The organism is Ornithinimicrobium sediminis (assembly GCF_021272345.1).
Lineage (GTDB): Bacteria > Actinomycetota > Actinomycetes > Actinomycetales > Dermatophilaceae > Ornithinicoccus > Ornithinicoccus sediminis_B.
Genome location: NZ_JAJSDQ010000007.1, coordinates 31,435 through 57,028, shown reverse-complemented (window position 1 = coordinate 57,028; position 25,594 = coordinate 31,435). Strand labels below are relative to the sequence as shown.

General features: G+C 72.5%; 26 protein-coding genes. 20 read left to right on the top strand and 6 right to left on the bottom strand.

Annotation, left to right across the window (positions count from 1 at the left end; genetic code table 11):
* Window position 1 precedes the first annotated feature (1 nt).
* Complete coding sequence (gene pknB, locus LVO85_RS14335) at window positions 2–1,963, bottom strand: Stk1 family PASTA domain-containing Ser/Thr kinase (protein ID WP_232748176.1); 1,962 nt, start codon at window positions 1,961–1,963, stop codon at window positions 2–4.
* Between the two features lie 49 nt (window positions 1,964–2,012).
* Window positions 2,013–3,314 (bottom strand): LysM peptidoglycan-binding domain-containing protein, encoded by a 1,302-nt coding sequence (locus tag LVO85_RS14330; protein WP_232748175.1) that lies wholly within the window; start codon window positions 3,312–3,314, stop codon window positions 2,013–2,015.
* 164 nt (window positions 3,315–3,478) lie between these two features.
* On the opposite strand from LVO85_RS14330, the gene LVO85_RS14325 reads away from it, so the two are divergent.
* A complete protein-coding gene (locus LVO85_RS14325; RefSeq protein ID WP_232748174.1) occupies window positions 3,479–3,841 on the top strand; it encodes an Rv2175c family DNA-binding protein in 363 nt (120 codons plus the stop codon).
* Window positions 3,842–3,877: 36 nt separating this feature from the next.
* On the opposite strand, the gene LVO85_RS14320 is transcribed toward LVO85_RS14325, so the two are convergent.
* Window positions 3,878–5,020: a polyprenyl synthetase family protein gene (locus tag LVO85_RS14320; RefSeq protein ID WP_332875445.1), complete on the bottom strand. Its 1,143-nt coding sequence runs from the start codon at window positions 5,018–5,020 to the stop codon at window positions 3,878–3,880.
* Between the two features lie 189 nt (window positions 5,021–5,209).
* Here LVO85_RS14320 and LVO85_RS14315 point away from each other — a divergent pair, with 189 nt between their 5' ends.
* From LVO85_RS14315 to LVO85_RS14295, 5 genes are all read left to right on the top strand, one after another.
* Complete coding sequence (locus tag LVO85_RS14315) at window positions 5,210–5,545, top strand: DUF6504 family protein (protein WP_232748173.1); 336 nt, start codon at window positions 5,210–5,212, stop codon at window positions 5,543–5,545.
* Between the two features lie 58 nt (window positions 5,546–5,603).
* A complete protein-coding gene (locus LVO85_RS14310; RefSeq protein WP_232748172.1) occupies window positions 5,604–6,062 on the top strand; it encodes an SAV_6107 family HEPN domain-containing protein in 459 nt (152 codons plus the stop codon).
* A 6-nt stretch (window positions 6,063–6,068) separates the two neighbouring features.
* Window positions 6,069–9,872 carry a DNA polymerase III subunit alpha gene (locus LVO85_RS14305; protein WP_332875444.1) on the top strand — a complete coding sequence of 1,268 codons (3,804 nt, stop codon included), beginning with the start codon at window positions 6,069–6,071 and terminating at the stop codon, window positions 9,870–9,872.
* Window positions 9,866–11,182: a DNA polymerase IV gene (gene dinB / locus LVO85_RS14300; RefSeq protein ID WP_269813547.1), complete on the top strand. Its 1,317-nt coding sequence runs from the start codon at window positions 9,866–9,868 to the stop codon at window positions 11,180–11,182. The genes LVO85_RS14305 and dinB overlap by 7 nt, the downstream gene beginning before the upstream one ends.
* Window positions 11,183–11,301: 119 nt before the next feature.
* Window positions 11,302–11,703: a DUF3040 domain-containing protein gene (locus LVO85_RS14295; protein WP_232748171.1), complete on the top strand. Its 402-nt coding sequence runs from the start codon at window positions 11,302–11,304 to the stop codon at window positions 11,701–11,703.
* Between the two features lie 63 nt (window positions 11,704–11,766).
* Here the strand turns inward: LVO85_RS14295 and LVO85_RS14290 are convergent, their stop codons facing one another.
* Both LVO85_RS14290 and LVO85_RS14285 read right to left on the bottom strand, forming a co-directional pair.
* Window positions 11,767–12,249, bottom strand: coding sequence for a DUF456 domain-containing protein (locus LVO85_RS14290; RefSeq protein ID WP_232748170.1), 483 nt, complete (start codon window positions 12,247–12,249; stop codon window positions 11,767–11,769).
* A gap of 46 nt (window positions 12,250–12,295) precedes the next feature.
* On the bottom strand, window positions 12,296–12,511 hold the full coding sequence (locus tag LVO85_RS14285; RefSeq protein WP_232748169.1) for a DUF7455 domain-containing protein: 216 nt from the start codon (window positions 12,509–12,511) through the stop codon (window positions 12,296–12,298).
* A gap of 150 nt (window positions 12,512–12,661) precedes the next feature.
* Here LVO85_RS14285 and sigK point away from each other — a divergent pair, with 150 nt between their 5' ends.
* From sigK to LVO85_RS14255, 6 genes are all read left to right on the top strand, one after another.
* On the top strand, window positions 12,662–13,222 hold the full coding sequence (sigK, locus tag LVO85_RS14280) for an ECF RNA polymerase sigma factor SigK (RefSeq protein WP_232748168.1): 561 nt from the start codon (window positions 12,662–12,664) through the stop codon (window positions 13,220–13,222).
* Entirely contained in the window at window positions 13,219–13,908 is a 690-nt protein-coding gene (locus tag LVO85_RS14275) for an anti-sigma factor (protein ID WP_232748167.1), read from the top strand. Before sigK ends, LVO85_RS14275 begins: the two co-directional genes overlap by 4 nt.
* Before the next feature lie 330 nt (window positions 13,909–14,238).
* Window positions 14,239–14,616 (top strand): hypothetical protein, encoded by a 378-nt coding sequence (locus LVO85_RS14270; protein ID WP_232748166.1) that lies wholly within the window; start codon window positions 14,239–14,241, stop codon window positions 14,614–14,616.
* An 80-nt stretch (window positions 14,617–14,696) separates the two neighbouring features.
* Window positions 14,697–15,209: a signal peptidase I gene (locus LVO85_RS14265; RefSeq protein ID WP_232748165.1), complete on the top strand. Its 513-nt coding sequence runs from the start codon at window positions 14,697–14,699 to the stop codon at window positions 15,207–15,209.
* Window positions 15,202–15,645 carry a hypothetical protein gene (locus tag LVO85_RS14260; RefSeq protein ID WP_232748164.1) on the top strand — a complete coding sequence of 148 codons (444 nt, stop codon included), beginning with the start codon at window positions 15,202–15,204 and terminating at the stop codon, window positions 15,643–15,645. The genes LVO85_RS14265 and LVO85_RS14260 overlap by 8 nt, the downstream gene beginning before the upstream one ends.
* A gap of 116 nt (window positions 15,646–15,761) precedes the next feature.
* Entirely contained in the window at window positions 15,762–17,861 is a 2,100-nt protein-coding gene (locus LVO85_RS14255; RefSeq protein WP_232748163.1) for a DNA gyrase/topoisomerase IV subunit B, read from the top strand.
* A 54-nt stretch (window positions 17,862–17,915) separates the two neighbouring features.
* On the opposite strand, the gene LVO85_RS14250 is transcribed toward LVO85_RS14255, so the two are convergent.
* Window positions 17,916–18,380, bottom strand: coding sequence for a hypothetical protein (locus LVO85_RS14250; RefSeq protein WP_232748162.1), 465 nt, complete (start codon window positions 18,378–18,380; stop codon window positions 17,916–17,918).
* 111 nt (window positions 18,381–18,491) lie between these two features.
* Between LVO85_RS14250 and LVO85_RS14245 the strand changes: the two genes are divergently transcribed.
* From LVO85_RS14245 to LVO85_RS14210, 8 genes are read left to right on the top strand one after another with little or no spacing between them, the layout of a single operon-like run.
* On the top strand, window positions 18,492–18,752 hold the full coding sequence (locus tag LVO85_RS14245; protein ID WP_232748161.1) for a hypothetical protein: 261 nt from the start codon (window positions 18,492–18,494) through the stop codon (window positions 18,750–18,752).
* The gene (locus LVO85_RS14240; RefSeq protein WP_232748160.1) at window positions 18,749–19,030 is read left to right on the top strand and encodes a monovalent cation/H(+) antiporter subunit G; all 282 of its coding nucleotides are present in this window, start codon (window positions 18,749–18,751) and stop codon (window positions 19,028–19,030) included. Before LVO85_RS14245 ends, LVO85_RS14240 begins: the two co-directional genes overlap by 4 nt.
* Complete coding sequence (locus LVO85_RS14235; protein WP_232748159.1) at window positions 19,027–19,983, top strand: hydrogenase subunit MbhD domain-containing protein; 957 nt, start codon at window positions 19,027–19,029, stop codon at window positions 19,981–19,983. The genes LVO85_RS14240 and LVO85_RS14235 overlap by 4 nt, the downstream gene beginning before the upstream one ends.
* Window positions 19,980–20,279: an NADH-quinone oxidoreductase subunit K gene (locus tag LVO85_RS14230; protein WP_232748158.1), complete on the top strand. Its 300-nt coding sequence runs from the start codon at window positions 19,980–19,982 to the stop codon at window positions 20,277–20,279. Before LVO85_RS14235 ends, LVO85_RS14230 begins: the two co-directional genes overlap by 4 nt.
* On the top strand, window positions 20,272–21,753 hold the full coding sequence (locus LVO85_RS14225; protein ID WP_232748157.1) for a complex I subunit 5 family protein: 1,482 nt from the start codon (window positions 20,272–20,274) through the stop codon (window positions 21,751–21,753). The genes LVO85_RS14230 and LVO85_RS14225 overlap by 8 nt, the downstream gene beginning before the upstream one ends.
* A complete protein-coding gene (locus tag LVO85_RS14220; protein WP_232748156.1) occupies window positions 21,750–23,279 on the top strand; it encodes a complex I subunit 5 family protein in 1,530 nt (509 codons plus the stop codon). Before LVO85_RS14225 ends, LVO85_RS14220 begins: the two co-directional genes overlap by 4 nt.
* Window positions 23,276–25,048, top strand: coding sequence for a proton-conducting transporter transmembrane domain-containing protein (locus LVO85_RS14215; RefSeq protein ID WP_232748155.1), 1,773 nt, complete (start codon window positions 23,276–23,278; stop codon window positions 25,046–25,048). Before LVO85_RS14220 ends, LVO85_RS14215 begins: the two co-directional genes overlap by 4 nt.
* A 2-nt stretch (window positions 25,049–25,050) precedes the next feature.
* A complete protein-coding gene (locus tag LVO85_RS14210) occupies window positions 25,051–25,545 on the top strand; it encodes a Na+/H+ antiporter subunit E (RefSeq protein WP_232748154.1) in 495 nt (164 codons plus the stop codon).
* Window positions 25,546–25,594: the final 49 nt, after the last annotated feature.

Here is a 25,594-nt window from a genome sequence, read left to right as displayed (position 1 = left end):
CTCAGAGCACGGTCAGGACGACCTCGGTGCCCACCGGCACCTCCTCGTCCTCCTCGATGCTCTGGAAGCGCACCGTGTCGAAGAACCCGCCGGCGATCTCCTCGCGGACGACCTCCAGGCCCAGGTCGCCCAGCAGCGACTCCGCCTCCGGCCACGACATGCCGATGAGCCGGGGCACCGTCACCAGCTCGGGGCCCTCCGAGATGGTGAGGGTGACGGTGTCCCCACGGAAGGCCGTGCCCTCCGACGGGGTCTGCGCGCTCACCGAGCCCTCGGCGACCTCGTCGTCGGTGACCCGCTCGGCCTCCACCTGCACCACGAAGCCGGCGTCCTCGAGGGTCGCCCGGGCCTCGCCCTCGGTCGCGCCGCGGACCTGCGGCACCTCGACCGGCTCCCGACCCGCACTGACCACGAGGTCGACCGACGTGCCCGGCGGCAGCGGCTCACCGGCGGCCGGCTCGGCCGACATGACCTGCCCGGCCGGGACGGCCTCGTCGAACCGCTCGGTCGTCTCGCCCAGGGCCAGGTTGGCCTCCTCCAGGGCCGCCTGCGCCTGCTCCAGCGTGCTGCCGACCACCGCCGGCACGGCATACCGCTCGGGGCCCTGGGAGACGGTGAGGGTGACCACCGTCCCGTGCCGCACCGAGGTGCCCGGCTTCTCGGAGGCCTCCAGCACGGTGTCCGCCGGCACCGTCTCGGAGTAGTCCTGGACAACCTCGGCCCCGAGGTCCTGGCTCTGCAGGGCCTGCACCGCCTGGCCCTGGGACAGCCCGACGAGGGTGGGCACCGGGGAGTGGATGCCCGGCCCGGCGCTGAAGTACCACGCCGTCGCGGCACCACCCACGCCGATGAGCAGCAGCAGGACCGTCAGCAACGCCCCGAGCCGGCGCCGTGGACCCCCGGCACGGGCGTCGCGTCCACCCGGGACCGGGACCGGGGCCGGGGCAGCGGCGACACGGTTGCCGGTGGTGCGGGCGTAGGTGCCCTCCCGCCGGGGCGTCTGCACCGGGACCACGGCCGTGGCGTGGTGCACGGGGCGTGTGGCGTCGGCACGCAGGTCGATGCGCTCCGTGCGCTCCTGCGGGACGGTGCGCGGGGTGGCGTCGAGCTCGGCGTCGGAGAGCTGGGAGACCGCCCGGTGCAGCTCACGTCGCAGCTCCCCGGCGTCGGCGGGCCGCTGCTGGGGGGAGGTGGCGGTGGCGTGCCGGACGAGGGCGTCCATCTCGGCCGGCACGGTCGACACCAGGTCGGAGGCACGGGCGACCTCGCCGTGCACGTGCTGGAAGGCCACCTGCACCGGGCTCTCCCCGGCGAACGCCTTGACACCGGTGAGCAGCTCGAAGAGCAGCAGGCCCACCGCATACACGTCGGTGCGCTCGTCGGAGCGGCCGTGCTCCACCTGCTCGGGGGAGAGGTACGCCGCCGTGCCCCACAGCAGGTCGGTGGTGCGGCTCGTCGTGCCTGCCGTCACCGCGCGGGCCAGCCCGAAGTCGGCGACCTTGGCCGGGCCGTTGCTGCTGACGAGGACGTTCTCCGGCTTGATGTCGCGGTGGACGATGCCGGCCCGGTGCGCCGCCGCGAGCGCCTGGAGGACCTGGTCCACGATCTCGGTCGCGCGCCGCGTCGACAGGGGCGCCTCGGCGGCGACGACCTCGCGCAGCGTGCGTCCCTCGACCAGCTCCATCGCGAGGAAGACGATGTCGCCGTCCTCGCCCTGGTCGAAGACGGACACGACGTGCGGGTGCGAGAGCCGGGCGGACGCGCGGGCCTCGCGACGGAAGCGGGTCACGAAGTCGGCGTCCCGGGCCAGGTCCGGGCGCATGACCTTGAGCGCGACGGGCCGGTCCAGGCGCAGGTCGTGAGCGCGGTAGACCGAGGCCATCCCGCCCTCGGCCAGGTGCGCGTCCACCCGGTAGCGACCGTCGACGACGCGGTCGATCGCAGGAGGGGTCGCGGTGCTCACATCGCGAGTGTACGAAGACCTGCTGGCAGATCCGGGGACCTGCGGGGTCTCACATCCGGTCGCGCAGCGCCCGGATCGAGGCGACGTAGTGCTTGGTGTCCGAGAACAGCCCGTGCCGGTTGACGCTGGCCAGCCCCTGGTAGTAGCCACCGATGGCCTTCTGCTCGGTGGAGGCCGAGCGCAGCAGCGCCCGCATGATGACCACCCCGGCGGTGACGTTGTCCTGGGGGTCGAGCAGGTTGAGGTCCCGACCGATCAGCATCGAGGCCCACTCGCCAGAGGTCGGGATGACCTGCATGATGCCGATCGCGTTGGCCGGGGAGACCGCCCGCTGGTTCCAGCCCGACTCCTGGTAGGCCAGGGCCAGCATGAGCTTGGGGTCGACACCATGACGCCGCGCCGTGTCGGTGATGAGCTTCTTGGTCTCCGCCCGTGAGGGCACCGGCACCTCGGCGAGGTACTCCCGGTTGGCAGCGGCCGAGCGGGCCACCGCGGAGCTGTAGGTGTAGTGCAGGAAGGTGTCCTGCACCTTCTCGCCCTTCTTGGTGTCGCCGATGGTCGCGGGCGTCCAGGGGCGCGTCACCGTGCCGGACGAGGACGAGGACGAGGAGCCTGCCGGCACGACGACCTTCTGGCCTACCCAGAGACGTCGGGGGTCCAGGCCGGGGTTGGCCGACTGCAGGGCGGACAGGGAGATCCCGTGGCGGGCGGCGATGTGCGACAGGGTGTCGCCGGGGCGCACGGTGACGGTGGCGCCCTTGCTCGTGCTCTTGCTGCTGCTCTTGCTGGTGCTGCTCTTGCTGGTGCTGCTCTTGCTCGAGCCGGAGGAGCTGCTCCGGGACGAGGAGGTGTCCTTGCTGCGCGAGGACGAGGAGCTCTCGGTGCCGGGGATCGTGAGCTTCTGACCCGGGAAGATCAGCCGCGGGTTGGTCACGCTGTTGGCCTTCATGATGTCCCGCACGCTGACGCCGTGCTGCAGCGCGATGTGCGACAGGGTGTCGCCGGGGCGCACGGTGACGGTGGCGCCCTTGCTCCTGCTGGTGGTCGTGCTCGACTGCGACGAGGTGTCCGAGCTGGAGCTGGCCTTGCCGGGGACGCTGAGCCGCTGCCCGGGGGTCAGCCAGCGGCCGCCCTGGGCCAGCGAGTTGCGGGCGACCAGGGCCTGGACCGTGGTGCCGCGCGCCTCCGCGATGTCGTAGAGGGTGTCGCCCGGGCGGACCGTGTAGCTGGTCCAGGTCCGTTCGGTGGCGAGAGTCGAGGCGAGAGCCGCCGGGCCGGTGCTGACCGCGGCATGGGCGGCAGCGGGGGCAGGGACGTCGAACGGGGGCAGAGCAGCCGGCAGCGGACTCATGGCGTCCCTTCGGTGGTAGGTGAGATGTCGTTCCCCGAGTGACAGGTGTGGCTACCGCGTCGTGCGTACGGCAGCGTTGCCTGTGTGACGGATGGGACAGTACCGAAGATCACGGACATGCGCCACATCGACGGCGTGTCGATCCGTATGAAAGACTAGATAATGTGGTAAACGACACCGATGTAATTCCGGACGACGCGTGGCTGGCCGTGCCCGACATCATGGAGGTCACCGGCGCGAGCCTGCCGACGGTGAAGACCTGGATCCAGGAGCGGGAGCTGGTCGGGGTGCGGCGGGGGCCGCACCGGGCGCTCATGGTGCCGGCGGCCTTCGTGACCCCCGAAGGGCCGTTGAAGCACCTGCGCGGCACGATCACCGTGCTCACCGACAGCGGCATGGACGACGGCGAGATCATCGAGTGGCTGCACAGGGCGGACGACAGCCTCGCCGGGGGGAGCGCCATCGGCTCGCTGCGCACGGGCAACAAGACCGAGGTCCGCAGGCGGGCCCAGGAGACCGCGTGGTGAGTCCCGGCCGGGTGAGCTGGTCTCCCGGGGCCGTGCTCAGGTGGCCCGGGCCGTGCTGATGGCGACCAGGTCCTCCAGCGCCGCACGCCCCTGAGCCCGCAGCCCGGCGACGGCCTCCAGCGCGTGGCACGCCTGCGTGCACCCCGCGTCGATCATCTCCTCGGTGAGCGCCAGGGCGCCGCTGCGGCGCAGGATGTCCCGGCAGGCCTCGACCTCGACCTCGGTGAGGTCCGGGCGTCCCTGCGACCCCTGCAGCACCGTCACGTCTGCCGCGCTGCCGTGCTCGAGAGCGTGCGCCATGAGCACGGTCTGCTTGCCCTCCCTGAGGTCGTCCCCGGCGGGCTTGCCGGTGGCTGCCGGGTCACCGAAGACCCCCAGGACGTCGTCGCGCAGCTGGAAGGCCTCGCCCAGGGCCAGGCCGTAGCGGGAGAGCGACGCCATCGACTCCGGGGGTGCGCCCGCCGCCGCCGCGCCGATGAGCAGCGGGTGCTCGACGGAGTACTTCGCGCTCTTGTAGCGGATGACCGTGCGGCACTGGGCGATGCGCTCGGTATGGCTCAGAGCCGTCCAGTCCCGGGCCGACTGCAGGACGTCGAGGTACTGCCCGCCCATGAGCTGGGTGCGCATGGTGTCGAAGACCGGACGGGCCCGGGCGGTTTGCTCCGGGGGGAGGCCGGAGCCGGCGAAGATCTCGTCGCACCAGTTGAGGCACAGGTCCCCGGCCAGGATCGCCGCGGCCTGCCCGAACTCGGCCGAGCCGCCGGCCCACCCGGCCTCGGCGTGCCGGGTGGTGAAGGCGCGGTGCGCGGTAGGCCGTCCGCGGCGCAGGTCACTGTTGTCCATCACGTCGTCGTGCAGCAGGGCGGCGGCCTGGAAGACCTCCATGGCGCTCGCCGCCCGCACCAGGGCCGGCGAGTCGTCGTCACTGAAGGCGCGGTGGCCCCAGTACAGGAAGGCCGCCCGCAGCCGCTTGCCGCCGGAGAGCAGGTCCGCCACCGCGTCGACCAGCTCGGTCACGGGGGCGCCGACCTCGGCCAGCACCTCACGCTGGCGCGCGACGTGCTCGTCGAGGGCCTGCTGGACCCGTCGCCGCAGGTCGACCCCGTCGAGGGGGTGCAGGCGCTCGGTTCCGGGCAGGGTCTCGACCTGCTCGGCACGGGGTGGATCGCTCGGGGGCACAGGGTCTCCTGAGAGGAAGGGCGGTCGCCTCCGAGCCTAACGGGGTCCTGGCCCGCCTCCCACGGCCCCGGGGTCCGTTCGGCGTCCGGTGCGCAGGGGGTGTTGACACCCTGTCGGTGGGGTGTCGTACATTCGTTCGTATCGAACACAGGTTCGATGATGCGGAGCAGGTGCGAAGGGGTGAGGGCGATGAGCCGGCAGTACCACGAGCGCGTCGAGGTCCAGGTGGGTGACCCCCTGCTGGGTCGTCTGCCGGAGTCGACGGAGCGTCTCGGTGCCGGTGGCGCGGTCCCGACCGCGTTCATCTGGAGGGGCAGGGTCCACGTGGTGCATGCGGTGGTGGCGCACTGGACCCAGCGCCTGCCCTGGTGGCGCTCCGCGTGGGAGGACGAGGACACCGCGGTGCAGCAGGTCCTGGAGCACCGGGTATGGCGGGTGGAGGCCTCGGCGGGACGGCACCAGGGCATCGGGGTGTACGACCTCGCCGAGGGCGAGCACTGGCAGCTGGTGCGGATGGCCGACTGAGCACGCACCCGGCAGGGACCGGACACACCATGGGCGACGAGACGAGGGAGACGGACAGATGAGCACGACCACACGGACATCCGGCACGACATCGGGGACAGGTGCTGCGGGCACGTCCACGGTGCTGGACCTGCTCGACCGGGCACGGGAGGGCTTGCTGCAGGCCTGTCACAGCCCGACACCCGCCGAGCGCTACACCCAGGCCCATCTCGCGGCCCTGCGGGCGGCCTCGGCACTCATCGCGGCGCGGACGCTGCCCTCCCGCCGCTCTCGGCCTCGCAGCGTGTGGGAGGTGCTGCCGACCGTTGCCCCGGAGCTGACGGAGTGGGCGGTGCTCTACGCCGCCTCCGGGCGACGCCGGCTCGCCGTCGAGCGCGGCAGCGAGTCGGTGAGCCGGCGTGACGCCGACGACCTGGTCCGTCAGGGTGAGCGGTTCCTGGAGATCGTCCGGACCGCCCTGCACCTGCCGGCAGCGGAGCCGCTGCCGGCAGGGCTCGTCGCCACCGGCGTGCGGTGAGCCGGCGTGGAGGAGGGGTTCGCTCACCTGCACGTGGCCTCCAGCTCGTCGATGCGCTACGGGGCGAGTGCCCCTGAGGCCCTGGTGCAGCGGGCCGCTGCGCTCGGTCAGCCGAGCCTGGCGCTGACCGACCGCGACGGCCTCTACGGCGCCGTGCGCTTCGTCCGGGCCTGTCGCGACGCCGGCATCGCCCCGGTGCTGGGCGTGGACCTGGCGCTGGCCGGAGACCAGGGGGCACCACCCCGCGGGCGGGCGCACCCGGTCAAGGGCGGGGCCCTCGTGGACGACCAGCACCCGCGGGTCACCGTGCTGGCCCGGGGCCAGCAGGCCGGGCTCGCCCCGGGTGTCGGATGGTCCCGGCTGTGCCGGCTCGTCACGCACACCCACCTGGCGGGAGAGCGCGGCAGCCCCCGGACCTCGCCGGAGCTCCTGTCCCGCGCTGCCGTGCCGGTCGACGACATCCCTCCGGTCGTGCTCATGCTGGGCCCTGACTCCGACGTCGGCCGGGCCGTGCTGCACGGGCGTCGCGAACGTGCACGTGCGCTGCTGGACCGGTGGCTGCGGGTGCTGCCCGCAGACACGGTGCGGGTGGAGGTCGTCTGTCACGGCGGTCCGCCGCACACCCCGGCGAGCCTGACCCACGCCGCCCGGATGTGGGGCCTGGCCCAGGAGCGTGGTGTTCCCGCCGTGCTCAGCGCCTGGGTCCGGCACGCCACGGTGCCCGAGGCACGGGTGGTCGACGTGCTGGACGCCGCCCGGCGGATGGTGCCTCTGGACGAGCGTCACCTCGACCGGGTCAGCACGGCAGGGCACCTCGCCGGCACCGCCGACATGGTGGCGGTGGCCCGGCAGGTCGCCGACGCCGCCGGGCCGGGCGCCCGGGCCCACGACCTGCTGGAGGAGACGCTGCGCGTGGCCGAGCAGTGTCATCAGGACGCACGGTCCGACCTGGGCATCGGCGCGGTCCACCTGCCCGAGCCGGAGGTGCTGGGGGTCACCGGTATCGGTCAGGCCCAGCAGGTGCTCACCGAGCGTTGCCGGACTGCGGTCCACCGGCGCTACCCCACCGGGTCGCGTGCTCACCTGGAGCAGGTCCAGCGGCGTCTCGACGAGGAGCTGGGTGTCATCGCCGGGTTGGGCTACCCGACCTACTTCCTGACCGTCGCCCAGGTGTGTGACCTGATCCGGGAGCAGGGTGTGCGGGTCGCTGCGCGCGGCTCCGGGGCCGGGAGCCTGGTCACCTACCTCCTCGGCATCAGCGGCGTCGACCCCGTCCGGCACGACCTGCTGATGGAGCGTTTCTGCTCGTCGCTGCGGGCGCAGCTGCCCGACATCGACATCGACGTGGAGTCGGCCCGGCGGACCGAGATCTACGAGCGCATCCTCGAGCGGTTCGGCTCCGAACGGGTCACCTGCGTGTCGATGATGGAGACCTACCGCGTCCGGCACGCCATCCGTGACGTCGCCGCCACGCTCGGGATGCCACCGGGCGAGATCGACGTCATCGCCAAGGCCTTCCCGCACATCCGGGCCAAGGACGCCCGCGCAGCCGTCCAGGACCTGCCGGAGCTGCGCCGGCTCGGGTTCGACGCGCCCCGGATGCAGATGCTGTTCGAGCTCGTGGAGGGTCTGGACGGCCTGCCCCGGCACATCGCGATGCACCCGTGCGGGGTCATCCTGTCCGACACCGGGCTGCTCGACCGCACACCGGTCGAGGCCAGCTGGCTGGGCTTCCCCATGAGCCAGTTCGACAAGGACGACGTCGAGGAGCTCGGCCTGCTCAAGCTTGACGTCCTCGGCATCCGGATGCAGTCGGCCATGGCCCATGCCGTCGCCGAGGTGGAGCGGGTCGACGGGCTCCACGTCGACCTCGACGACCAGGACCAGGTGCCCCTGGACGACGGGTCGACGTTCGCGCTCATCCAGTCCACCCGCACCCTGGGCTGCTTCCAGATCGAGTCACCCGGGCAACGTGAGCTGGTCGGCAAGTTCGCACCGGAGACCTTCGAGGACATCATCATCGACATCTCCCTGTTCCGTCCCGGGCCGGTCAAGTCCGACATGATCCGGCCCTTCCTGCACGCGCGGCAGGGCTGGGGCGCCCCGGAGTACCTCCACCCCACGCTGGTCCCTGCGCTGCGCAGCACGTGCGGGGTGGTCGTCTTCCACGAGCAGGTGCTGCAGATCGTCGCCGAGACGACCGGGGTGAGCCTGGCCCAGGCCGACGAGGTCCGCCGGGCGATGGGCAGCCCTCACGGGCAGGAGCAGGTCGAGCAGTGGTGGCGTCCCGCGGCGGCCGCGCGGGGCTACACACCGGAGGACGTGGAACGCATCTGGAGGGTGCTCGCGTCGTTCGCCTCCTTCGGGTTCTGCAAGGCGCACGCGGCAGCGTTCGCGCTGCCGACCTACCAGTCGGCATGGCTGAAGACCCATCACACGGCGGCGTTCCTCGCCGGGGTGCTCACCCACGACCCGGGGATGTATCCCAAGCGGCTGATCCTCGACGAGGCCCGCACCATGGGTGTCCAGGTGCTCGGGCTCGACGTCAACGCCTCCGGCGCGACCTACCGCGTCGAGCGCTGCGACCCGGTGCCGCGGCACCGTGCAGAGAAGGACGGCGGCCCGGGGGACCGGGTCGAGGTGGAGATGGGACGGGTCGAGCGCCGCGCCTCGCACTACGGCATCCGTCTGTCCCTCGCGGAGGTCAAGGGGATCACCGACGAGGAGGTGTCGCGGATCGTCGCCGGACAGCCCTTCGCCTCACTGACCGACCTCTGGCAGCGGGCCCGGGTGAGCCGACCGGTCGTCGAACGGCTGGTGGTGGCCGGCGGGCTCGACGAGCTCCACGGGGTCGGCGCCGGCCGCGGGGTGCGCCGGTCGGGCCCGACCCGCAGGGACCTGCTCCTGCACGTCGCCGAGCTGGAGCGGTGGACCCGCCAGTCACGCACCGCCTCCGGTCGCGCTCGTGGCCGTCGCGTGGCTCCTCCCGGCCCGGACGCTGTCCGCGCGGCCGGTGCCGCCGACGCGGTGGGCACCGCGAGCGCCGCGGGAGAGGTGGCGGAGCGCACCTCGGCGCAGGCCCGGGGCGCCCGCAGCTGGCACACCCGTCCCGCCGCCCCGACCCAGCTCGCGCTCGACCTCGGCGACGAGCCGCGGGTGCACACGGGCAGCGGGCTGCCCGAGATGACCCCCCAGGAGCAGACCCTGGCCGAGCTCGAGGTCCTCGGCATGGACGTCAGCGCGCACGTGACCACCACCTACCAGCCGATGCTGCGTGCGCTCGGGGTCACCCCGTCGGACCGGCTCCTGCACTGTCGCAACCAGGCCGAGGTGCTCATCGCCGGCGCCAAGGTGGCCACCCAGACGCCCCCGATCCGGTCCGGTCGCAGGGTGGTGTTCCTCACCCTCGACGACGGCACCGGCCCCAGCGACGCCACGTTCTTCGAGGACGCACAGGGCCCCTACGCCGCCACCGTCTTCCACTCCTGGCTGCTCGTCGTCCGCGGCGTGCTCCGACGCACCGGTCCTCGCGGCCGGTCGGTGCGGGCCACCGGGGCCTGGGAGATGACCCACCTGGCCCACCTCTACGACACCGAGGGCATCGAGGCGGTCCGCGACGCGATGGAGCAGGCCTCGCGTTCCGCGCTCGCCGAGGTCGCAGCCGTCGACCACCCCGGAGGTCGACGGGTGATGGTGCACGCCTCCGGGTTCCGCCAGTCGCCCTACGCGGACGTGGGCCCGGCCGGGGGAGACGTGCGCGGGTCGGTCGGCAAGCTCTGGCACTCCAGCCCCGGGAGCTCGGGATGGTGACCGACGCGCTCCTGCACGACCCTGCGGGCACCCTCGGCAGGGGCGACGGACCACCCGGCCTCCCGGACCAGCCGGCCGAGGACCACGTCGACGACCGGCAGTGTGCCGTCCTCCACGTCGACATGGACGCCTTCTACGCCTCCGTGTCGCTCCTGGACCACCCCGACCTGCACAGCCTGCCCGTCATCATCGGTGGTGGCTGGCGCAGCGTGGTCCTCTCGGCCACCTACCCGGCCCGGGAGTTCGGGGTCCGCTCGGGCATGCCGATGGCCAGAGCCCGGCGGCTGTGCCCGGCCGCCACGGTCGTCCCGCCCGACTACGACAGCTACGGGCGGGTGTCCGAGGCGGTCATGGCGGTCTTCGCCGAGGTGACCGACAGGGTGGAGCCGGTGTCCATGGAGGAGGCGTTCCTCGAGGTCTCCGGAGCCCGTCGCCGTCTCGGGTCGCCCGCACAGATCGCCCGGTGGATCCGCGACACCATCGCCGACGAGCAGGGGGTCACCTGCTCGGTCGGGGGTGCGGCCTCCAAGGCCGTCGCCAAGATGGCCTCGCGGGCCGCCAAGCCCGACGGGGTGTGCATGGTGCCGCCGCACCGGGTCGTGCCGTTCCTCCACCCGATGCCCGTCGGCGCGCTCTGGGGGGTGGGGGAGGCGACCGAGACCGCCCTGCACAGGCTCGGTCTGCGCACCGTCGCCGATATCGCCCACCTGCCGACCGACACGCTGCGCCGTGCCCTCGGCAAGGCCACCGCGGAGCACCTGCACGCCTTGGCCTGGGGAAGTGACACCGACCGGGTCACCCCTGCCCGGGTCGAGCGCAGCGTGGGGTCGTCGGAGACGTTCGGTCACGACATCGACGACCCGGAGGTCATCCGGCGTCAGCTGCTGCACCTCAGTGACCGCACCGCGACCCGCATGCGTCACGCCGGGATGCTCGGGCGCACGGTGGTGCTCACCGTCCGTTTCTCCGACTTCACCACCATCACCCGGTCCCGCACGCTCCGGACCCCCACCGACGTCAGCCGCGAGGTGTATGCGGCGGCCTGCGGTGCCTACGCCTCGCTGGGGCTGCAGCGCGTCCGCATCCGGTTGCTGGGGGTCCGGGTCGAGGGGCTGACCGAGAGCGAGCACACCGCGGTGCAGGGCCGGCTGGACGAGCCTCTGCACGGCTGGCGTGACGCAGAGCGGGCGGTGGACCGGGCGACGTCCCGCTTCGGCCACGGTGCGGTGAGACCGGCCAGCCTGGTCGGCCGGAGCGCCGGAGCGATGCGACATCCGGACTCGTCCGGAGCCCGCGGGAACATGGGGTAGTACTTCGTACGTTCTCGACATATCCTCATAGAAGGACACAGCCGTCAGATGTGCCGACTGTGTCACCCCACCGACGGACCGTCTGACGACGGTCCGCCCGAACCACCCGGGAGGTCCCCGTGCCGCTCTCCGAGCACGAGCAGCGTGTTCTCGAGCAGATGGAGCAGGCGCTCTACGCCGAAGACCCGCGGTTCGCCTCCAACCTGAAGTCCACAGGTCAGGTAGCCGCGGCCCGTCGTCGGGCTGCTGTGGGCGCGCTCGTCGCCATCGCGGGGCTGGGGCTGGTCGTCCTCGGTGTCACCCTGCAGATGATCTGGATCGGTGGCCTCGGCTTCGGTGCCATGGTGCTCGGCGGCGTATGGGTGTTCTCCCCCCGGCCGACGCCCAAGATCGGCGCCGTGCAGCAGGACGGCTCGGTGAGCAAGCCCGCCGGCAAGGGCAAGAAGCAGCGTCCCTCCGGGACGTTCATGGAGCGTCTCGAGCACCGGTGGGACAAGCGCCGCGGAGGCAGCTCCTTCTAGGGCACAGCGAGCGCGGCGGCTGCGTCGAGGACGTCGAGGACGGCCACGTCCAGGATGTCGCCGTCAGGTGGTCCGCACCAGTGCCAACACCCAGGTGCTGATCATGAGCAGCGCTGTGGCCAGCTCGATGACGATGTTGAGGCCCACCGCCTTGAGCGCGTGCACGGTCGCCTCCCAAGCGTGGTCGTGCGTGGACCGGCGGACGCGCTGCACCAGGTAGATCCCCAGGGGGAAGCCGATCAGGAAGCCTATGAACGGGATCACGACCCCCATCACGATCGCGACGACCACCGCGACCACCAGGGTGCTGGTGCGCACACCGGCACGGCGCATGCGCTGTCCGGGGATCAGGAACTCCAGCACCATCCCGACGGCATACAGCACGGACGTGAGGCCCAGGACGACCCACCCGGTGGTCGAGCTCTCGACCAGTGCCCAGGCCAGGATCGACAGCCAGACCAGCAGCAGCCCGGGCAGCACCGGCACGACGATGCCCAGCAGCCCGACCGCCATCACGACGGCACAGACCGCCACGACGAATGTCATGGCGGCCAGTGTGCCAGGGGCAGGGACCCTGCCGGGGCCCTTCGGGTCAGACCGACGAGGACGTGTCCTGGTGCAGCTTGTGGGACTCGTCGGTGATCTTCACGTCACCGAGCCCGCGCAGCTTGTCCAGGTGCTGGCGCCCGTGGTGGGCGCAGAAGTGCAGCTCGAGTCCGTCGGCCAGGCGAGCGCGGACGTAGGCCTGCGCGCCGCAGCGGTCGCAGCGGTCGGCGGCAGTCAGTTCAGGTGCCAGGGTGGCGTTCACGTCTGTGCTCCTCTCCATCTCCTTCGGCGGCCCCGGCGGGACCTTCCGAGGTGACATCCAGTCAAACATGTCACCTGGTGGGGCAACGCCGCGCAGCGCCGATATGTGTCCGGTTCTGCCCACGGCGTAACGGTGGTTCATCATGGCCTCATGTCACCGCCCCCGGACCTTGACCTCGGCGAACTGCTGAGGGCCACCGCCGGCGGCGACCAGCAGGCCTTCGCCCTGCTCTACGACAGCACCGGCGCCCGGGTCCACGGCCTTGTCGTGCGCATCCTGCGCGACCACGCCCAGGCCGAGGAGGTGACGCAGGAGGTCTACCTGCAGGTGTGGCGCACCGCGTCCTCCTTCGACCCCACCCGGGGCAGCGCCCGGTCGTGGCTGCTCACGCTGGCCCATCGCCGGGCGGTCGACCGGGTCCGCTCGGCTCAGGCGCAATCCGACCGTGACCAGGCCTACGAATCACGCCATGACCGGCCCGCGCCGGACCCGACGGCGGAGGAGGTCGAGCACCGCATGCAGGGACAGGCCGTCCGTTCCGCCGTCCAGGAGCTCGGGCCTCCGCACCAGGAGGCGCTCGAGCTGGCCTACTTCGAGGGCCTGACCCACCGGGAGGTGTCCGAACGGCTCGGGGTGCCCCTGGGCACGGCGAAGACCCGGATCAGGGACGGGCTGCGCAGACTACGGGATCAGATGGGAGGTCGGGCATGAACGGCAACGAGACCGAGGGGCACGTCGACGACCTGCTCGCCCCCTATGCTCTCGACGCCGTCGACGACGCCGAGCGCGCACGGGTCGAGGACCATCTGGAGACCTGTGCGCACTGTCGTCGCGAGCTGGCCGACCTGCGTGAGGCGGTGGTGGGCCTCAGCGACGGGCATGAGCTGGCGCCGCCGCCAGGGGTGCGTGAGCGCCTGCTCGAGCAGGTCGCGGCCGAGGCCGACGTGGTCCGCCCGCTGCGTCGCCGCCGCGGTCCGCAGTGGGTCTGGGGCGTGGCCGCGGCCGGCCTCGTGGCCGTGGGCGCCTGGGGTGTGTGGCAGGTGTTCGACGAGCAGCTCACCGCTGTCGACCAGGTGGTGCAGGCCCAGGACGCGGTGCGCCACGAGGCGGAGCTGGACGGCGTCCCCGTGGTCGTCGTGACCTCGGCCGAGCAGGACCGTGCGGTGCTCGAGGCGGCCGACCTGCCGGACCTTCCGGCCGGGCAGGTGTACCAGGCCTGGTTCGTGCGGGAGGACGGGGTCATCGACTCCGCGGGGGTCGTCGCCGACCCTGCGTCGGACGCCGCACTGGAGGGCGACCCGGAGGGCAGCACCGCCGTGGCGCTGAGTGTGGAGCCCGAGGGCGGCTCCGAGCAGCCGACCTCGGAGCCGGTGGTGGCGATCCCCTTGGAGGGCTGAGGGCCGCACTGTGTCGCAAAGCCTGCGACAGCTGGTGTCGGACAGTGTGATCCATCTCATGAGCCGGTGGGGAGCTGGTGGCAGGGCTGGGCACCGCCAGCGCATCGGGGAGGGGTTGTTCTGTCGCAGTGTCTCGGTCCGGACGCGATCGTGGGAGCACGACAACCGGCCCCTGACACGCCTAGCAGCGGCGCCTGCCCACCGCCACAGGAGAAGACGATTCGTGACCTTCGTGACCGCACTGTGACGTTGCGTCAGGGTCGGTCCGGCTCCTACCTTGACGCCGTCCCGACGGGGGGTCCCGTCGTCAGCACTCACAAAGGGAACATCATGAAGCGCATCATCACCGCCCTCGCCGGCGGCGCCGCCGTCGCCACCCTCGCCTTCGCCTCCGCCTCTCTGCTGGACATCAACAGCGGGGCGACCCTGCAGACGGGAGACGCCTCGACCACCTGTGACGAGAACGGCGTCGACCTTGCCTGGGCCCTTGAGACGGACGACGTCTCGGTCGGCCAGCCCGCCCTTGTCTACTGGCTCACCGTGTCCGACATCGCCAGCGAGTGTGAGGGTGCTGAGCTTTACGTCAACATCGACGGGGCCGACGCCATCATCTCAACAATCGGTTCCGCCGGCTCTGAGCGCGTGGACTTCGCGACCCCGCTGGAGGCCCAGGACATCGAGAACGTTCGCGTGTCCATCTCGGGCTGACGCTTGGCAACAGCGGTGGCGGCGTGCAGGCGCCGCCACCGCTCCATGCATGACAGGCGGGCACAATGTGCTTCAGAAGGGTGACCACAGTGCGCAAGGCGGTGCCGTGGCTGGTCCTCAGCGTCCTTGCCTTCGGGTGGGTGCTGTTCCTGCGCCCGGTGGCTCTGGGCGGTCCGGCCTCCTACATCGTGGTCAGCGGGGAGAGCATGGAGCCCACCTTCTACGACGGCGACCTGGTCGTGCTCCGTGACCGCCCGGCATACGAGGTGGGTGACATCGTCACCTTCCCGGTGCCCGAGGGAGAGCCCGGGGCCGGGTCGCTCGTCGTCCACCGCATCGTGGGGGAAGGGACCGACGGGTTCGTCATGCAGGGTGACAACAAGGACCGTGTCGACGACTGGACGCCCAGCACCGACGAGGTGCTCGGGGAGGCGTGGGTGACGGCTCCCAACGTCGGCACCATGATCGCCGAGCTACGGTCCCCGCCGTTCCTCGCCGCGATCGTCGGTGGCCTCACGACGGTGATGCTGCTCAACCGGCGCCCGGAGGAGCATGCGGAGCCGAAGCAGGACAAGGAGCTCGAGCATGCGTAGCCGGTTCCTGCTGCCGGTGCTCGTGGCCGGCGTCACCGTGGGCCTCGGAGGGGCGCTGGCGTCGGCGTCCTCCCTCGAGGTGGACGCAGGGCGGCTGCACTCCTGGCAGCAGCCGGTCGACCTGCACACCGACACGGCGCGGACCGACGAGACCACGGAGCAGGTCGAGCCGACGACGGCGGAGCCGGATCCGGAGCCCTCTGTCTCCGAGCCCGACCCCACTCCGGCACCGACCGACCCCACTCCGGCACCGACCGAGACCACGCCGGCACCGACCGGGCCGACGTCGTCGCAGCCCGACCTCCCCTCGGCGGAGACCGCCCCTGTCGAGACGCAGGACGCGGCGGTCGACACCGCCACACCGTCCACCGCCGCCGAGGTGAGCCGCACGCCGGACGGGGACGTCACGACCAGCACCGCCGCTCCGACCGGGTGAGCCGACGTACCCGGCGGACGCTGCGCCTGACCGGGTCTGTCGCTGCCCTCGGTTAACCTGCGAGGACAGGCGCCCGCAGCGCCCGCCCCGCACGACGTCGACGAAGGAGCTCCACGGTGGCCACGGACTACTCGGCACGGCACCTGCAGGTGCTGGAGGGGCTCGAGGCCGTACGCAAGCGCCCGGGCATGTACATCGGGTCGACGGACTCGCGGGGGCTCATGCACTGCCTCTGGGAGGTCATCGACAACTCGGTCGACGAGGCGCTGGGCGGTCACGCCGACCGCATCGAGGTGGTGCTGCTGCCGGACGGCTCGGTCGAGGTGCGCGACAACGGCCGCGGCATCCCGGTCGACGCCGAGCCCCGCACCGGACTGTCCGGGGTCGAGGTCGTGTTCACCAAGCTGCACGCCGGCGGCAAGTTCGGCGGCGGCTCCTACACCGCGTCCGGGGGCCTGCACGGCGTCGGTGCCTCGGTGGTCAACGCCCTGTCGTCCAGGCTCGACGTCGAGGTCGACCGGGCGGGCAAGACCTACGCGATGAGCTTCCGCCGCGGGGAGCCCGGCGTGTTCAGCGACACGGGTGAGCGTTCTCCCGACGCGCCGTTCACCCCGTTCGAGAGCAACAGCGAGCTCCGGGTCAGCGGCAAGGCCAGGCGTGGTGTCACCGGCACCCGGGTGCGCTACTGGGCCGACCCGCAGATCTTCCTCGCCAAGGCGGAGTTCGCCTACCCCGAGCTGGTGACCCGGGCCCGCCAGACCTCCTTCCTCGTGCCGGGGCTGACCCTGGTCATCCGGGACGAGCGCGGCCTGCCGGACACTCCCGCAGCCGACGGCCCGCACGAGGAGGTCTTCCAGCACGACGGCGGCATCGCGGAGTTCGCCGAGTTCCTGGCCATCGACCCTGCGGTCACCGAGACCTGGCGGCTGCAGGGGTCGGCGACCTTCCGGGAGACCGTGCCCGTGCTGGACAGCAAGGGTCACATGACCTCGACCGAGGTCGAGCGTGACTGCGCGGTCGACATCGCCCTGCGCTGGGGCACCGGCTACGACACCACGGTGCGCAGCTTCGTCAACATCATCGCCACCCCCAAGGGAGGCACCCACCTGGCCGGCTTCGAGCAGGCCCTGCTCAAGGTCTTCCGCAAGCAGGTCGAGGTCAACGCGCGCCGGCTCAAGGCCGGCAACGACAAGATCGACAAGGACGACGTGCTGGCCGGCCTGACCGCGGTGGTCACCGTGCGGCTCGCCGAGCCCCAGTTCGAGGGCCAGACCAAGGAGGTCCTCGGCACCTCGGCGGTCCGCCAGATCGTGGCCAAGGTGGTGGAGCAGGAGCTCACGGCGCGGCTCACCTCGACCCGGCGGGGGGACAAGGCCCAGTCCGCCCTGCTGCTGGAGAAGGTCGTCGCCGAGATGAAGTCACGCATCTCGGCACGCCTGCACAAGGAGACGCAGCGCCGCAAGAACGCCCTGGAGTCCTCGACCCTGCCCGCCAAGCTGGCCGACTGCCGCACCACCGAGACCGGGCGCTCCGAGCTCTTCATCGTCGAGGGCGACAGCGCCCTGGGCACCGCCAAGCTCGCGCGCTCCAGCGACTACCAGGCGCTCCTGCCCATCCGCGGCAAGATCCTCAACGTGCAGAAGGCGTCGGTCTCGGACATGCTCCACAACGCCGAGTGCGCGGCGATCATCCAGGTGATCGGCGCCGGCTCCGGGCGCTCCTTCGACCTCGACCTGGCGCGCTACGGCAAGGTCATCATCATGACCGACGCCGACGTCGACGGCGCCCACATCCGCACCCTGCTGCTGACGCTCTTCTTCCGCTACATGCGCCCCCTCGTCGAGGCGGGGCGGGTGTATGCCGCGATGCCTCCGCTGCACCGGCTCGAGGTGAACGCCTCGGGGCGCGCCAAGAAGGAGATGATCTACACCTACACCGAGGCCGAGATGCGACGCACCATGGCCGCGCTGACCAAGCGCGGACGCACGGTCAAGCAGCCGATGCAGCGGTACAAGGGCCTGGGCGAGATGGACGCCGACCAGCTCGCGGAGACGACGATGGACCCGCGGCACCGCACCCTGCGCAGGGTCACCATGGCCGACGCCGCCAAGGCCGAGGAGGTCTTCGAGCTGCTCATGGGCACCAACGTCGCCCCGCGCAAGGACTTCATCGTCGACTCCGCGCACGACCTCGACCGCGACCGCATCGACGCCTGAGCACGGCACCTCCCGGCGCGGGGTCCTCTCGTCGCCCGGGGGCTCCGGGGACCCTCACTCGTCGACGACGACCAGCACGGTCTCGGCGAACCCCTGCCGGCACTGCTCCGGTATGCCGTCGAGCTCGGTCAGGTCGACCTGCCGCACCTCCATCGTGACGTCGGTGCCGACCCGCATCTCACCGTGCCCGGGCTGTGTCATGCCCGGCTGACCGTCGAGCGTGGCGGCGCCCTCGGGCCAGACCACGAGGTGCGGCTGGTCCTGCGCGCTCAGCGCCAGGCAGTCGCCCGGCCCCACGACCAGCGTGCCCGTCAGCGGCCCCGCGTCCTGGCCGTCGGCACCGGAGGTCCGGACCAGCGCGGTGTAGCCCTCGCCCTCGAGCGAGTGCACGGTGACCGGGGCTCCGTCCTGGGTGCCGGCCTGCTCCCCGTCCTGCCCGGACCCGCACCCGGTCACCAGCAGGACGGACAGGGCGCCGACGCCGACAAGGGCGCGCAGGCCGCGCAGGGGCAGGGTCATCAGGGCTCCTTCGGTGAGATGGGTCCACGATAGGACCGTTTGGCAGGTCAGAGCCACATCCCTAGGGTGGGAGCGCCCCCTGACACCCCGTGTGCCACTGGAGTTGATGCCGTGCTCGACGGTCTGCTGGTCGCGGTCGCCGTCTTCCTCCTCGGCACGGTCCTTGTGGGGCTGGTCCGGGTCGTCCGCGGGCCGACGGCGCGCGACCGGCTGACGGCCCTGCTGCTGCTCTCGACCACCGGCGTCGCCGTGCTGGTCGTCCTGGGCACCGCCTGGGACCTTCCTGCCCTCCGGGACACTGCACTGGCCCTGGTCGCGCTGGCCGCTCTGGTCGTGCTGGTGCGGGTGTCCGCCGAGGAGCGTGGGTCGTGATCCTGGACGTGCTCACCGGGCTGCTCCTGGTGGCCGGGTGCGCCTTCTTCGCGGTGGGGACGCTGGGCCTCCTGCGCTTCCCGGACCTCCGCACCCGCCTGCACGCCCTGACCAAGGCCGACAACCTCGGCCTCGGGCTGGTCGTCCTGGCCCTGGTGCCACAGGCCGGTTCGGTGGCCGAGGCCGCCAAGCTCCTCCTGATCTGGGCGCTGGCCCTCGTCGCGGCGGCGACCAGCAGCCACCTGCTCGGGCGTGACGCCCCGGAGGAGCAGACATGACGGTGGGGCTGGTGCTCGACCTCGTGCTGGTCACGGCGGTCCTGGTCAGTGCCGGGCTGGCTCTCTTCGTGCCTGGGCGTGTGGCCTCGGTGATGATGTTCCTCGTCTTCGGCCTCGTGCTGGCCGTGGTCTGGGCACGCCTGGGAGCGCCGGACGTGGCCTTGGCGGAGGCGGCGATCGCGGCAGGGGTCACCGGCGCCCTGCTGCTCGACGCGGTCACCGAGCGACCCCGGCGCGGCCCGGACCGGCGGGTGGGCCCACGCTGGCTGATGCCACTGCTCGGTGCTGTCGCCGGAGCCGGCCTGGTCGTGCTCCTCGGGGCGGCCGCGTTGCAGGCAGGTCCCGTCGAGCCTGGGACCGGGCTGGGGCCTACCGTCCTCGACCGGACCGACGACAGCGGTGTCAGCCACCCGGTCACCGCCGTCCTGCTCGCCTTCCGCGCCTACGACACCCTGCTCGAGGTCGCGGTCCTGACGCTGGCCGTGGTCGTGGTCCTGTCGCTGCACCGCGACGGAAGGCTCGAGACGGTGCCGGCGCCCGGCGCCGCCTCGCCCGTGCCGGACGCGCTGGTGCGCCTGGCGGTGCCGGTCATCGTCCTGGGAGCCGGCTGGCTGCTGGTCGCCGGGTCGTCCCGGCCCGGCGGTGCCTTCCAGGCCGGGGCGCTCCTGGCCGGTGCCCTGATCCTGCTCCGGCTCGGCGGCATACGTCTCGCGGTGCCGACGGGCCGGTGGCTGCGGCCCGCGGTCCTCGTCGGACTGGCCGCGTTCCTGACGCTGGGCTACGTCACCGTCGCCCTGGGCCAGGGCTGGCTGGTGCTGGCGGAGCCGTGGCAGGGCACCGTCATCCTGCTGCTCGAGGCGGTCCTCACCGTGAGCATCGGCGCCTGCCTGGCGGTCCTGTTCGTCGCCGGTCGACGCCCCGCCGCGGGGACCGGGCGGGGTGAGGAACCGTGACGGACGGCGACGTCTTCCTCCTGCTGGGGGTCGGGCTGGCGGTGCTCGGCACGGTTCGGCTGGTGCTGACGGGGGACCACCTGCGGCGCGTGGTGGCGCTCAACGTCGCCGGCAGCGGGGTGCTCATGGTGCTCGTCGCCGTGGCCTACCGCAGCAACCCCGAGGAGCCGGACTCCGTGCTGCACGCCCTGGTGCTGACCGGCATCGTCATCACGGTGAGCGTCACCGGCCTCGCGCTCGCCATGGTGCGACGGGTCGAGCGTGACGAGCAGGACCGGCAGGCGAGCCATGAGTGACCTGCTCGCCGCCCTGGTGCTGGTGCCCCTCGGGGCCGCCGTCGTGACGGCACTGCTGCCCGCGCGCGCTGCCGGGCGCGTCGGGCTGGTCGTGGCCCTCGCGCTGGGGGCCGGGTCGGTGCTCCTGGCCCTGGAGGTCGGCAGCTCCGGCGTGCTGGAGGCGGCGCTGGGGGACTGGAGCATCCCTCTGGGGATCGGGCTGCGGGCCGACGGCCTCAGCGCCCTCATGGTCCTGCTGACCGGTGTGGTCGGTGCGTTCGTCAGCGTCTACGCCTCCGGCTCGGCCGCGGCCCGTGGTGGTGCACTGTTCTGGCCGGTCTGGCTGGTGCTGTGGGCGGGGCTCAACGCGGTCTACCTCGCCGCCGACCTGTTCAACACCTACGTCGCCCTGGAGCTGGTCGGCCTGGGCGCGGTGGGCCTGGTCGCCCTCGGCGGTCCGGCGGCCCTGGCCGCCGCACTGCGCTACCTGTTCGTGGCTGTGCTGGGCTCGCTGGCCTACCTGCTCGGGGTGGGTCTGGTGTATGCCGAGACCGCGACCCTCGACATCGCCACCGCCGGGCAGCGGCTCGAGGGCGGGGTGGTCATGGTCACGGCCCTAAGCCTCATGACCGTCGGGATGGCCCTGAAGACCGCGCTGTTCCCGCTGCACGCCTGGCTGCCGCCGGCGCACTCGGGTGCGCCCGCGGCCGTGAGCCCGCTGCTGTCGGCCCTGGTCGTCAAGGCCTCGTTCTACGTCGTGGTGCGGCTGTGGTTCGGCCTCCCGGGTGCGGACGGCGCGATGGCGGTGGCCACCCTGGTCGGTGTCCTCGGCGCGGTCGGTGTCGTCTGGGCCGCCGTGGTCGCGCTGCGCCAGACCCACCTCAAGCGCATGGTCGCCTACTCCACGGTGGCCCAGGTGGGCTACCTGTTCCTGCTCCTGCCCCTGGCGGTGCCCGGCCTGGCCGCGCCGGCCGGGGCGGCGGAGGCGGACGCGGCGAGGCTGGCCTGGTCAGGGGTGGCCGCCCTGGTGGTGGCGCACGGGCTGGCCAAGTCGGCGATGTTCATGAGCGCGGGCACCCTGGCGCGGGCCCACGGCTCCGACCGGCTGGACGACCTGCACGGCGCGGTCACCCGTATGCCGGCGGTCGCGATGACCTTCGCCCTGTCGGGCGTGTGCCTGGCCGGGCTGCCGCCGACGCTGGCCTTCGTCGGCAAGTGGCAGCTGGTGCAGGCCGCCCTGGCGGCGGGCCAGTGGTGGTGGGTGCCGGTGCTGCTGGTCGGTGGCCTGCTGACCTTCGCCTACACCGCCGCCGGACTGCGGGCGATGTTCGACGAGCCGCAGCGCGCCGACGAGCTGGTCGAGCTGCGGCCGGTGGCCCGCCGGATGGTGGTGGCACCCCTGGTGCTGGCCGTGCTGGCGGTGGCGCTGGGGCTGCGCTCGGTCGAGCTGCTGGCCCTGGTCGAGGTCGGGTCCGTCCTGGGGAGCCTGCCGTGACCCCCGGGGAGGTGCCCGTCCAGAACGACCTCGTCCCGCTCGTCATGCTGCTGGCCTCCCTGACGCCGGCGGTGCTCATCTTCTTCCTGCGCGAGGAGCAGGTGCGGCTGCGCACCGTGCTGAACCTCGGCGGCGCGCTGGCCAAGGTGGGCCTGGTCATCTGGCTCGTGCCGCCGGTCGTCGGGGGCACCCGGCTGGAGTGGCGCTCGACCCTGGTCCCCGGCATCGACCTGGTGCTGCGCGCCGAGCCGCTGTCCCTCTTCTTCGCCGGGCTGTCGGCGGTGCTGTGGCTGGTCACGACCGTCTTCGCGATCGGCTACTTCGAGCAGGCGCCGCACCGCAGCCGCTTCTTCGGCTTCTTCAGCCTGTGCGTCACCGCTTCCACCGGCATCGCCCTGTCGGGCAACTGGGTCACCTTCCTCATCTTCTACGAGCTGCTCACCCTGGCCACCTACCCTCTCGTGGCCCACCGCCAGACCCCCGAGGCGCTGGCGGGTGCTCGCACCTACCTTGCGTACACCCTGACCGGGGGCGTGGTGCTGCTCCTCGGCGTCGCGTGGCTGACCAGCCTGGTCGGGCCCGTGGAGTTCACCGACGGCGGCGTGGAGGAGGTCGCCCGCCTGGCGCAGGAGCAGCCGGTGGTGGCCACGCTCGTGTTCGGCACGATCCTCACCGGGCTCGCCGTGAAGGCGGCACTGGTGCCCCTGCACGGCTGGCTGCCGAAGGCCATGGTGGCGCCGGCCCCGGTGAGCGCGCTGCTGCACGCGGTCGCCGTGGTGAAGGCCGGGGTCTTCGGCATCGTGCGGCTGGTCCACCACACCTACGGCCCGGAGGTGGCGCAGGCGCTGGGGGTCCTTCTCCCGCTCATGCTGCTGGCCTGCGTCACCATCGTCTACGGCTCCGTGCGGGCGTTGCGCCAGGACAGCATCAAGGGGCGTCTGGCCTACTCCACCGTCAGCCAGGTGGCGTACGTGACGCTGGGTGTCTCGATGGTGAGCGTGCTCGCGACGACCGGCGGCGTGGTCCACATCGTCCACCAGGGCCTGATGAAGATCACGCTCTTCTTCTGCGCCGGGCTCTTCGCCGAGGTGCTCTCCCTGCACAAGGTGAGCGAGCTGCCGGGGGTGGGCCGCCGGATGCCCCTCACCAGTGCGGCCTTCACCGTCGCCGCGCTCGGCATGATCGGGCTGCCGCCGATGGCAGGCTTCGTCTCCAAGTGGCAGCTGGGCCTGGGCTCCATCGAGGCCGGGCAGTCCTGGGTCGTCGTGGTGCTGGTCCTCAGCAGCCTGCTCAACGCCGCCTACTTCCTGCCGGTCGTCTACGCCCTGTGGCTCCGGACCCCCGAGGAGGGGGTGCAGTGGCACGTCGAGCAGCGACGTGAGCGGCCGGCGGTCGAGGCGCCCAAGGCCCTGCTCCTGCCTGCCGTGGTCACCGCCGTTCTGGCCCTGGCAGCGGGTCTGCTGGCCGCCGCGCCCTACGCGCCCCTGGACATGGCGCGCTTCATCGCGGAGCTGAGCTACGGATGAGTGCGCTGTGGGTGGTGGCGGTGCTCGCTCCCGTGACGACGGTGCTCCTGCTGGCCGTCGTGGGACTCGGACCGCGCGAGGTCTCCGCACGAGGGCGCACCACCCTCGTGCGGTGGGCACCGCTGGCCGTGCTGCCCGCCGGCCTGCTGGCGCTCGCCGGGCCGCGCGCCGGAGCGGTCGACGTGCCCTGGCTGGTCCTGGGCACGCGCCTGGAGGTCGACGAGCTCGGCCGCCCGCTGCTGCTGCTCGCGGTGCTGCTCTACGGCGTCGCGCTGGTGGCGGTGCGGCCCGGACGCACGACCAGGGCCCCGGTGCTCAGCGGCTTCCTGCTCATGAGCTTCGTCGGCAACGCAGGCGTCTTCGTCGCCGCCGACACGGTGACCTTCTACCTGTGCTTCACCGTGATGAGCCTCGCGGCATACGGCCTGGTCGTGCACGAGAACACCGCCTCGGCCCGGCGAGCGGGACGGGTCTACATCGTCCTGGCGGTGGCCAGTGAGATGTTCATCCTCGCCGGCCTGCTGCTCGTGGTGCAGGAGGGTGGTCTGCTCGTCGCGGACGCCGCGGACGTGGTGGCAGGCTCCGAGGCGCGTGGCGTGATCGTGCTGCTGTTGCTGCTCGGCTTCGGCGTCAAGGCCGGCACGGTGCCCCTGCACGTCTGGCTGCCGCTGGCCCACCCTGCGGCGCCGCCGGCGGCCAGCGCGGTCCTGTCCGGTGCGATGCTCAAAGCCGGGCTGGTCGGCTGGCTGCGCTACCTGCCGCTGGGCGAGGTGGCCATGCCCGGGTGGGGGGCCACCCTGGTCGTGCTGGCCGTGCTCGGGGCGTTCCTGGCGGTGCCCGCGGGTCTGCTCCAGGCAGACCCCAAGGTGGCGCTGGCCTACAGCAGCATCAGCCAGATGGGCTTCCTGTCCGTGCTCGTCGGGGTCGCGCTGGCCAGGCCGGACCTGGCGGAGGCGTGCGTCGTGGCCGCCGTGCTCTACGCGGTCCACCACGGCCTGGCCAAGGGTGCGCTCTTCCTCGGCGTGGGGGTGTGGCGGGCGCACGGCGCCGGTCCGGCGCGTCCCTGGGTGCTGGTGGGGCTCGGCGTCGCCGCCCTGGCGGTCGCCGGGGCGCCGCTGAGCAGCGGAGCGGTGGCGAAGTATGCCGCCAAGCAGTCCGTCGGGTCCGCGACGGTGCTCGGGGTCGACCTCGCCCTGCTGCTGCCGCTGGTGGGGACCGGCTCGACACTGCTGCTGGCACGCGGCGGCTGGCTGCTGCTGCGGGGCAGGCGCGACGAGCGTCCGGGAGATCTGGCGACCTTGGTGGCCTGGTCGGTGCTCGTCGTCGGTGGGATCACGCTGACCTGGTTGCTGGCCGGGCGCTGGGTGCCGGTCGAGTCGGTGCCGGGCCTGGAGCCGGTCACCCTGTGGGACGCGGCGTGGCCGGTGCTCCTGGGGCTCGGGCTGGCGGGGCTGGGGTGGTGGCTGTCAGCCCGGGAGCGGCTGCCGGCATGGGCTGCGCATCCGGACGGTCGGCTCCTGCCACCGGGTGACCTGCTGGTCCCGGAGGAGGCCATGGTGCGCCGGCTGCTGCACCTGGAGCGCCGTGTCGAGGTGGCGGTGGCGCGTGCGCGGCAGGTGCTGGGGCGTGCCGGCCTGTTCGTGGCGGACCGGTCGCCGTCACCCACGACGCTCGCGGCCACGGGTGACGCGGGGCTGGCGCGCTGGCAGGTCTCGGGCGCGGTGCTGCTGGCGGTGCTCCTGCTCGTCCTGGCCGTGGGAGCGTGGTGAGCATGGTGCTGGTGCGCGGGGCTCTCGAGCGGGTGCTGCTGATGGTCGTGCTGTGGTGGGTCCTCACCGAGGGGGACCCGACGACATGGACGTATGCCGTGGCGCTGGTGCCGCTCGCGACCGGGACGAGCCTGTGGCTGCTGCCGCCGCGGCCACGTCAGGGGCCGCCGCACCGCCGTGCCTGGGCGCTGGCCCAGCTCGTGGCGTGGTTTCTCGGACGGTCGGTCGCGGGCGGCGTCGACGTCGCCCGACGCGCCCTGAGCCGCCCCCTCGACCTGGCACCGGGCCTCGTGGAGCACCGGCTGTCGCTGCCCGCCGGTCTCCCGCGCGTGGCGGTCGCCGACCTCACCAGCCTCATGCCGGGCACGCTCTCGGTCGCCCTCGAGGGCGACGTGCTGACCGTGCACGTCCTCGACACGGACCTGCCGGTCACCGCCCAGCTCGAGGAGCTCGAGGTCAGGGTCGCCCGGGTGCTCGGCTCCGGTTCGGAGCGATGATCACGGTCTGGTAACCTTGCGGGGCTGCACTGCGACAGTGCGGCTCATC

Excerpts from the sequence above, each read along its gene's own strand:
- LVO85_RS14290 (WP_232748170.1), bottom strand. The coding sequence starts at position 12,249 with ATGACATTCGTCGTGGCGGTCTGTGCCGTCGTGATGGCGGTCGGGCTG.
- LVO85_RS14250 (WP_232748162.1), bottom strand. The coding sequence starts at position 18,380 with ATGACCCTGCCCCTGCGCGGCCTGCGCGCCCTTGTCGGCGTCGGCGCC.
- dinB (WP_269813547.1), top strand. The coding sequence starts at position 9,866 with ATGGTGACCGACGCGCTCCTGCACGACCCTGCGGGCACCCTCGGCAGG.
- LVO85_RS14225 (WP_232748157.1), top strand. The coding sequence starts at position 20,272 with ATGAGTGACCTGCTCGCCGCCCTGGTGCTGGTGCCCCTCGGGGCCGCC.
- LVO85_RS14330 (WP_232748175.1), bottom strand. The coding sequence starts at position 3,314 with ATGAGTCCGCTGCCGGCTGCTCTGCCCCCGTTCGACGTCCCTGCCCCC.
- sigK (WP_232748168.1), top strand. The coding sequence starts at position 12,662 with ATGTCACCGCCCCCGGACCTTGACCTCGGCGAACTGCTGAGGGCCACC.
- LVO85_RS14235 (WP_232748159.1), top strand. The coding sequence starts at position 19,027 with ATGACGGTGGGGCTGGTGCTCGACCTCGTGCTGGTCACGGCGGTCCTG.
- LVO85_RS14210 (WP_232748154.1), top strand. The coding sequence starts at position 25,051 with ATGGTGCTGGTGCGCGGGGCTCTCGAGCGGGTGCTGCTGATGGTCGTG.
- LVO85_RS14310 (WP_232748172.1), top strand. The coding sequence starts at position 5,604 with ATGAGCACGACCACACGGACATCCGGCACGACATCGGGGACAGGTGCT.
- LVO85_RS14260 (WP_232748164.1), top strand. The coding sequence starts at position 15,202 with ATGCGTAGCCGGTTCCTGCTGCCGGTGCTCGTGGCCGGCGTCACCGTG.
- LVO85_RS14275 (WP_232748167.1), top strand. The coding sequence starts at position 13,219 with ATGAACGGCAACGAGACCGAGGGGCACGTCGACGACCTGCTCGCCCCC.
- LVO85_RS14315 (WP_232748173.1), top strand. The coding sequence starts at position 5,210 with ATGAGCCGGCAGTACCACGAGCGCGTCGAGGTCCAGGTGGGTGACCCC.
- LVO85_RS14270 (WP_232748166.1), top strand. The coding sequence starts at position 14,239 with ATGAAGCGCATCATCACCGCCCTCGCCGGCGGCGCCGCCGTCGCCACC.
- LVO85_RS14215 (WP_232748155.1), top strand. The coding sequence starts at position 23,276 with ATGAGTGCGCTGTGGGTGGTGGCGGTGCTCGCTCCCGTGACGACGGTG.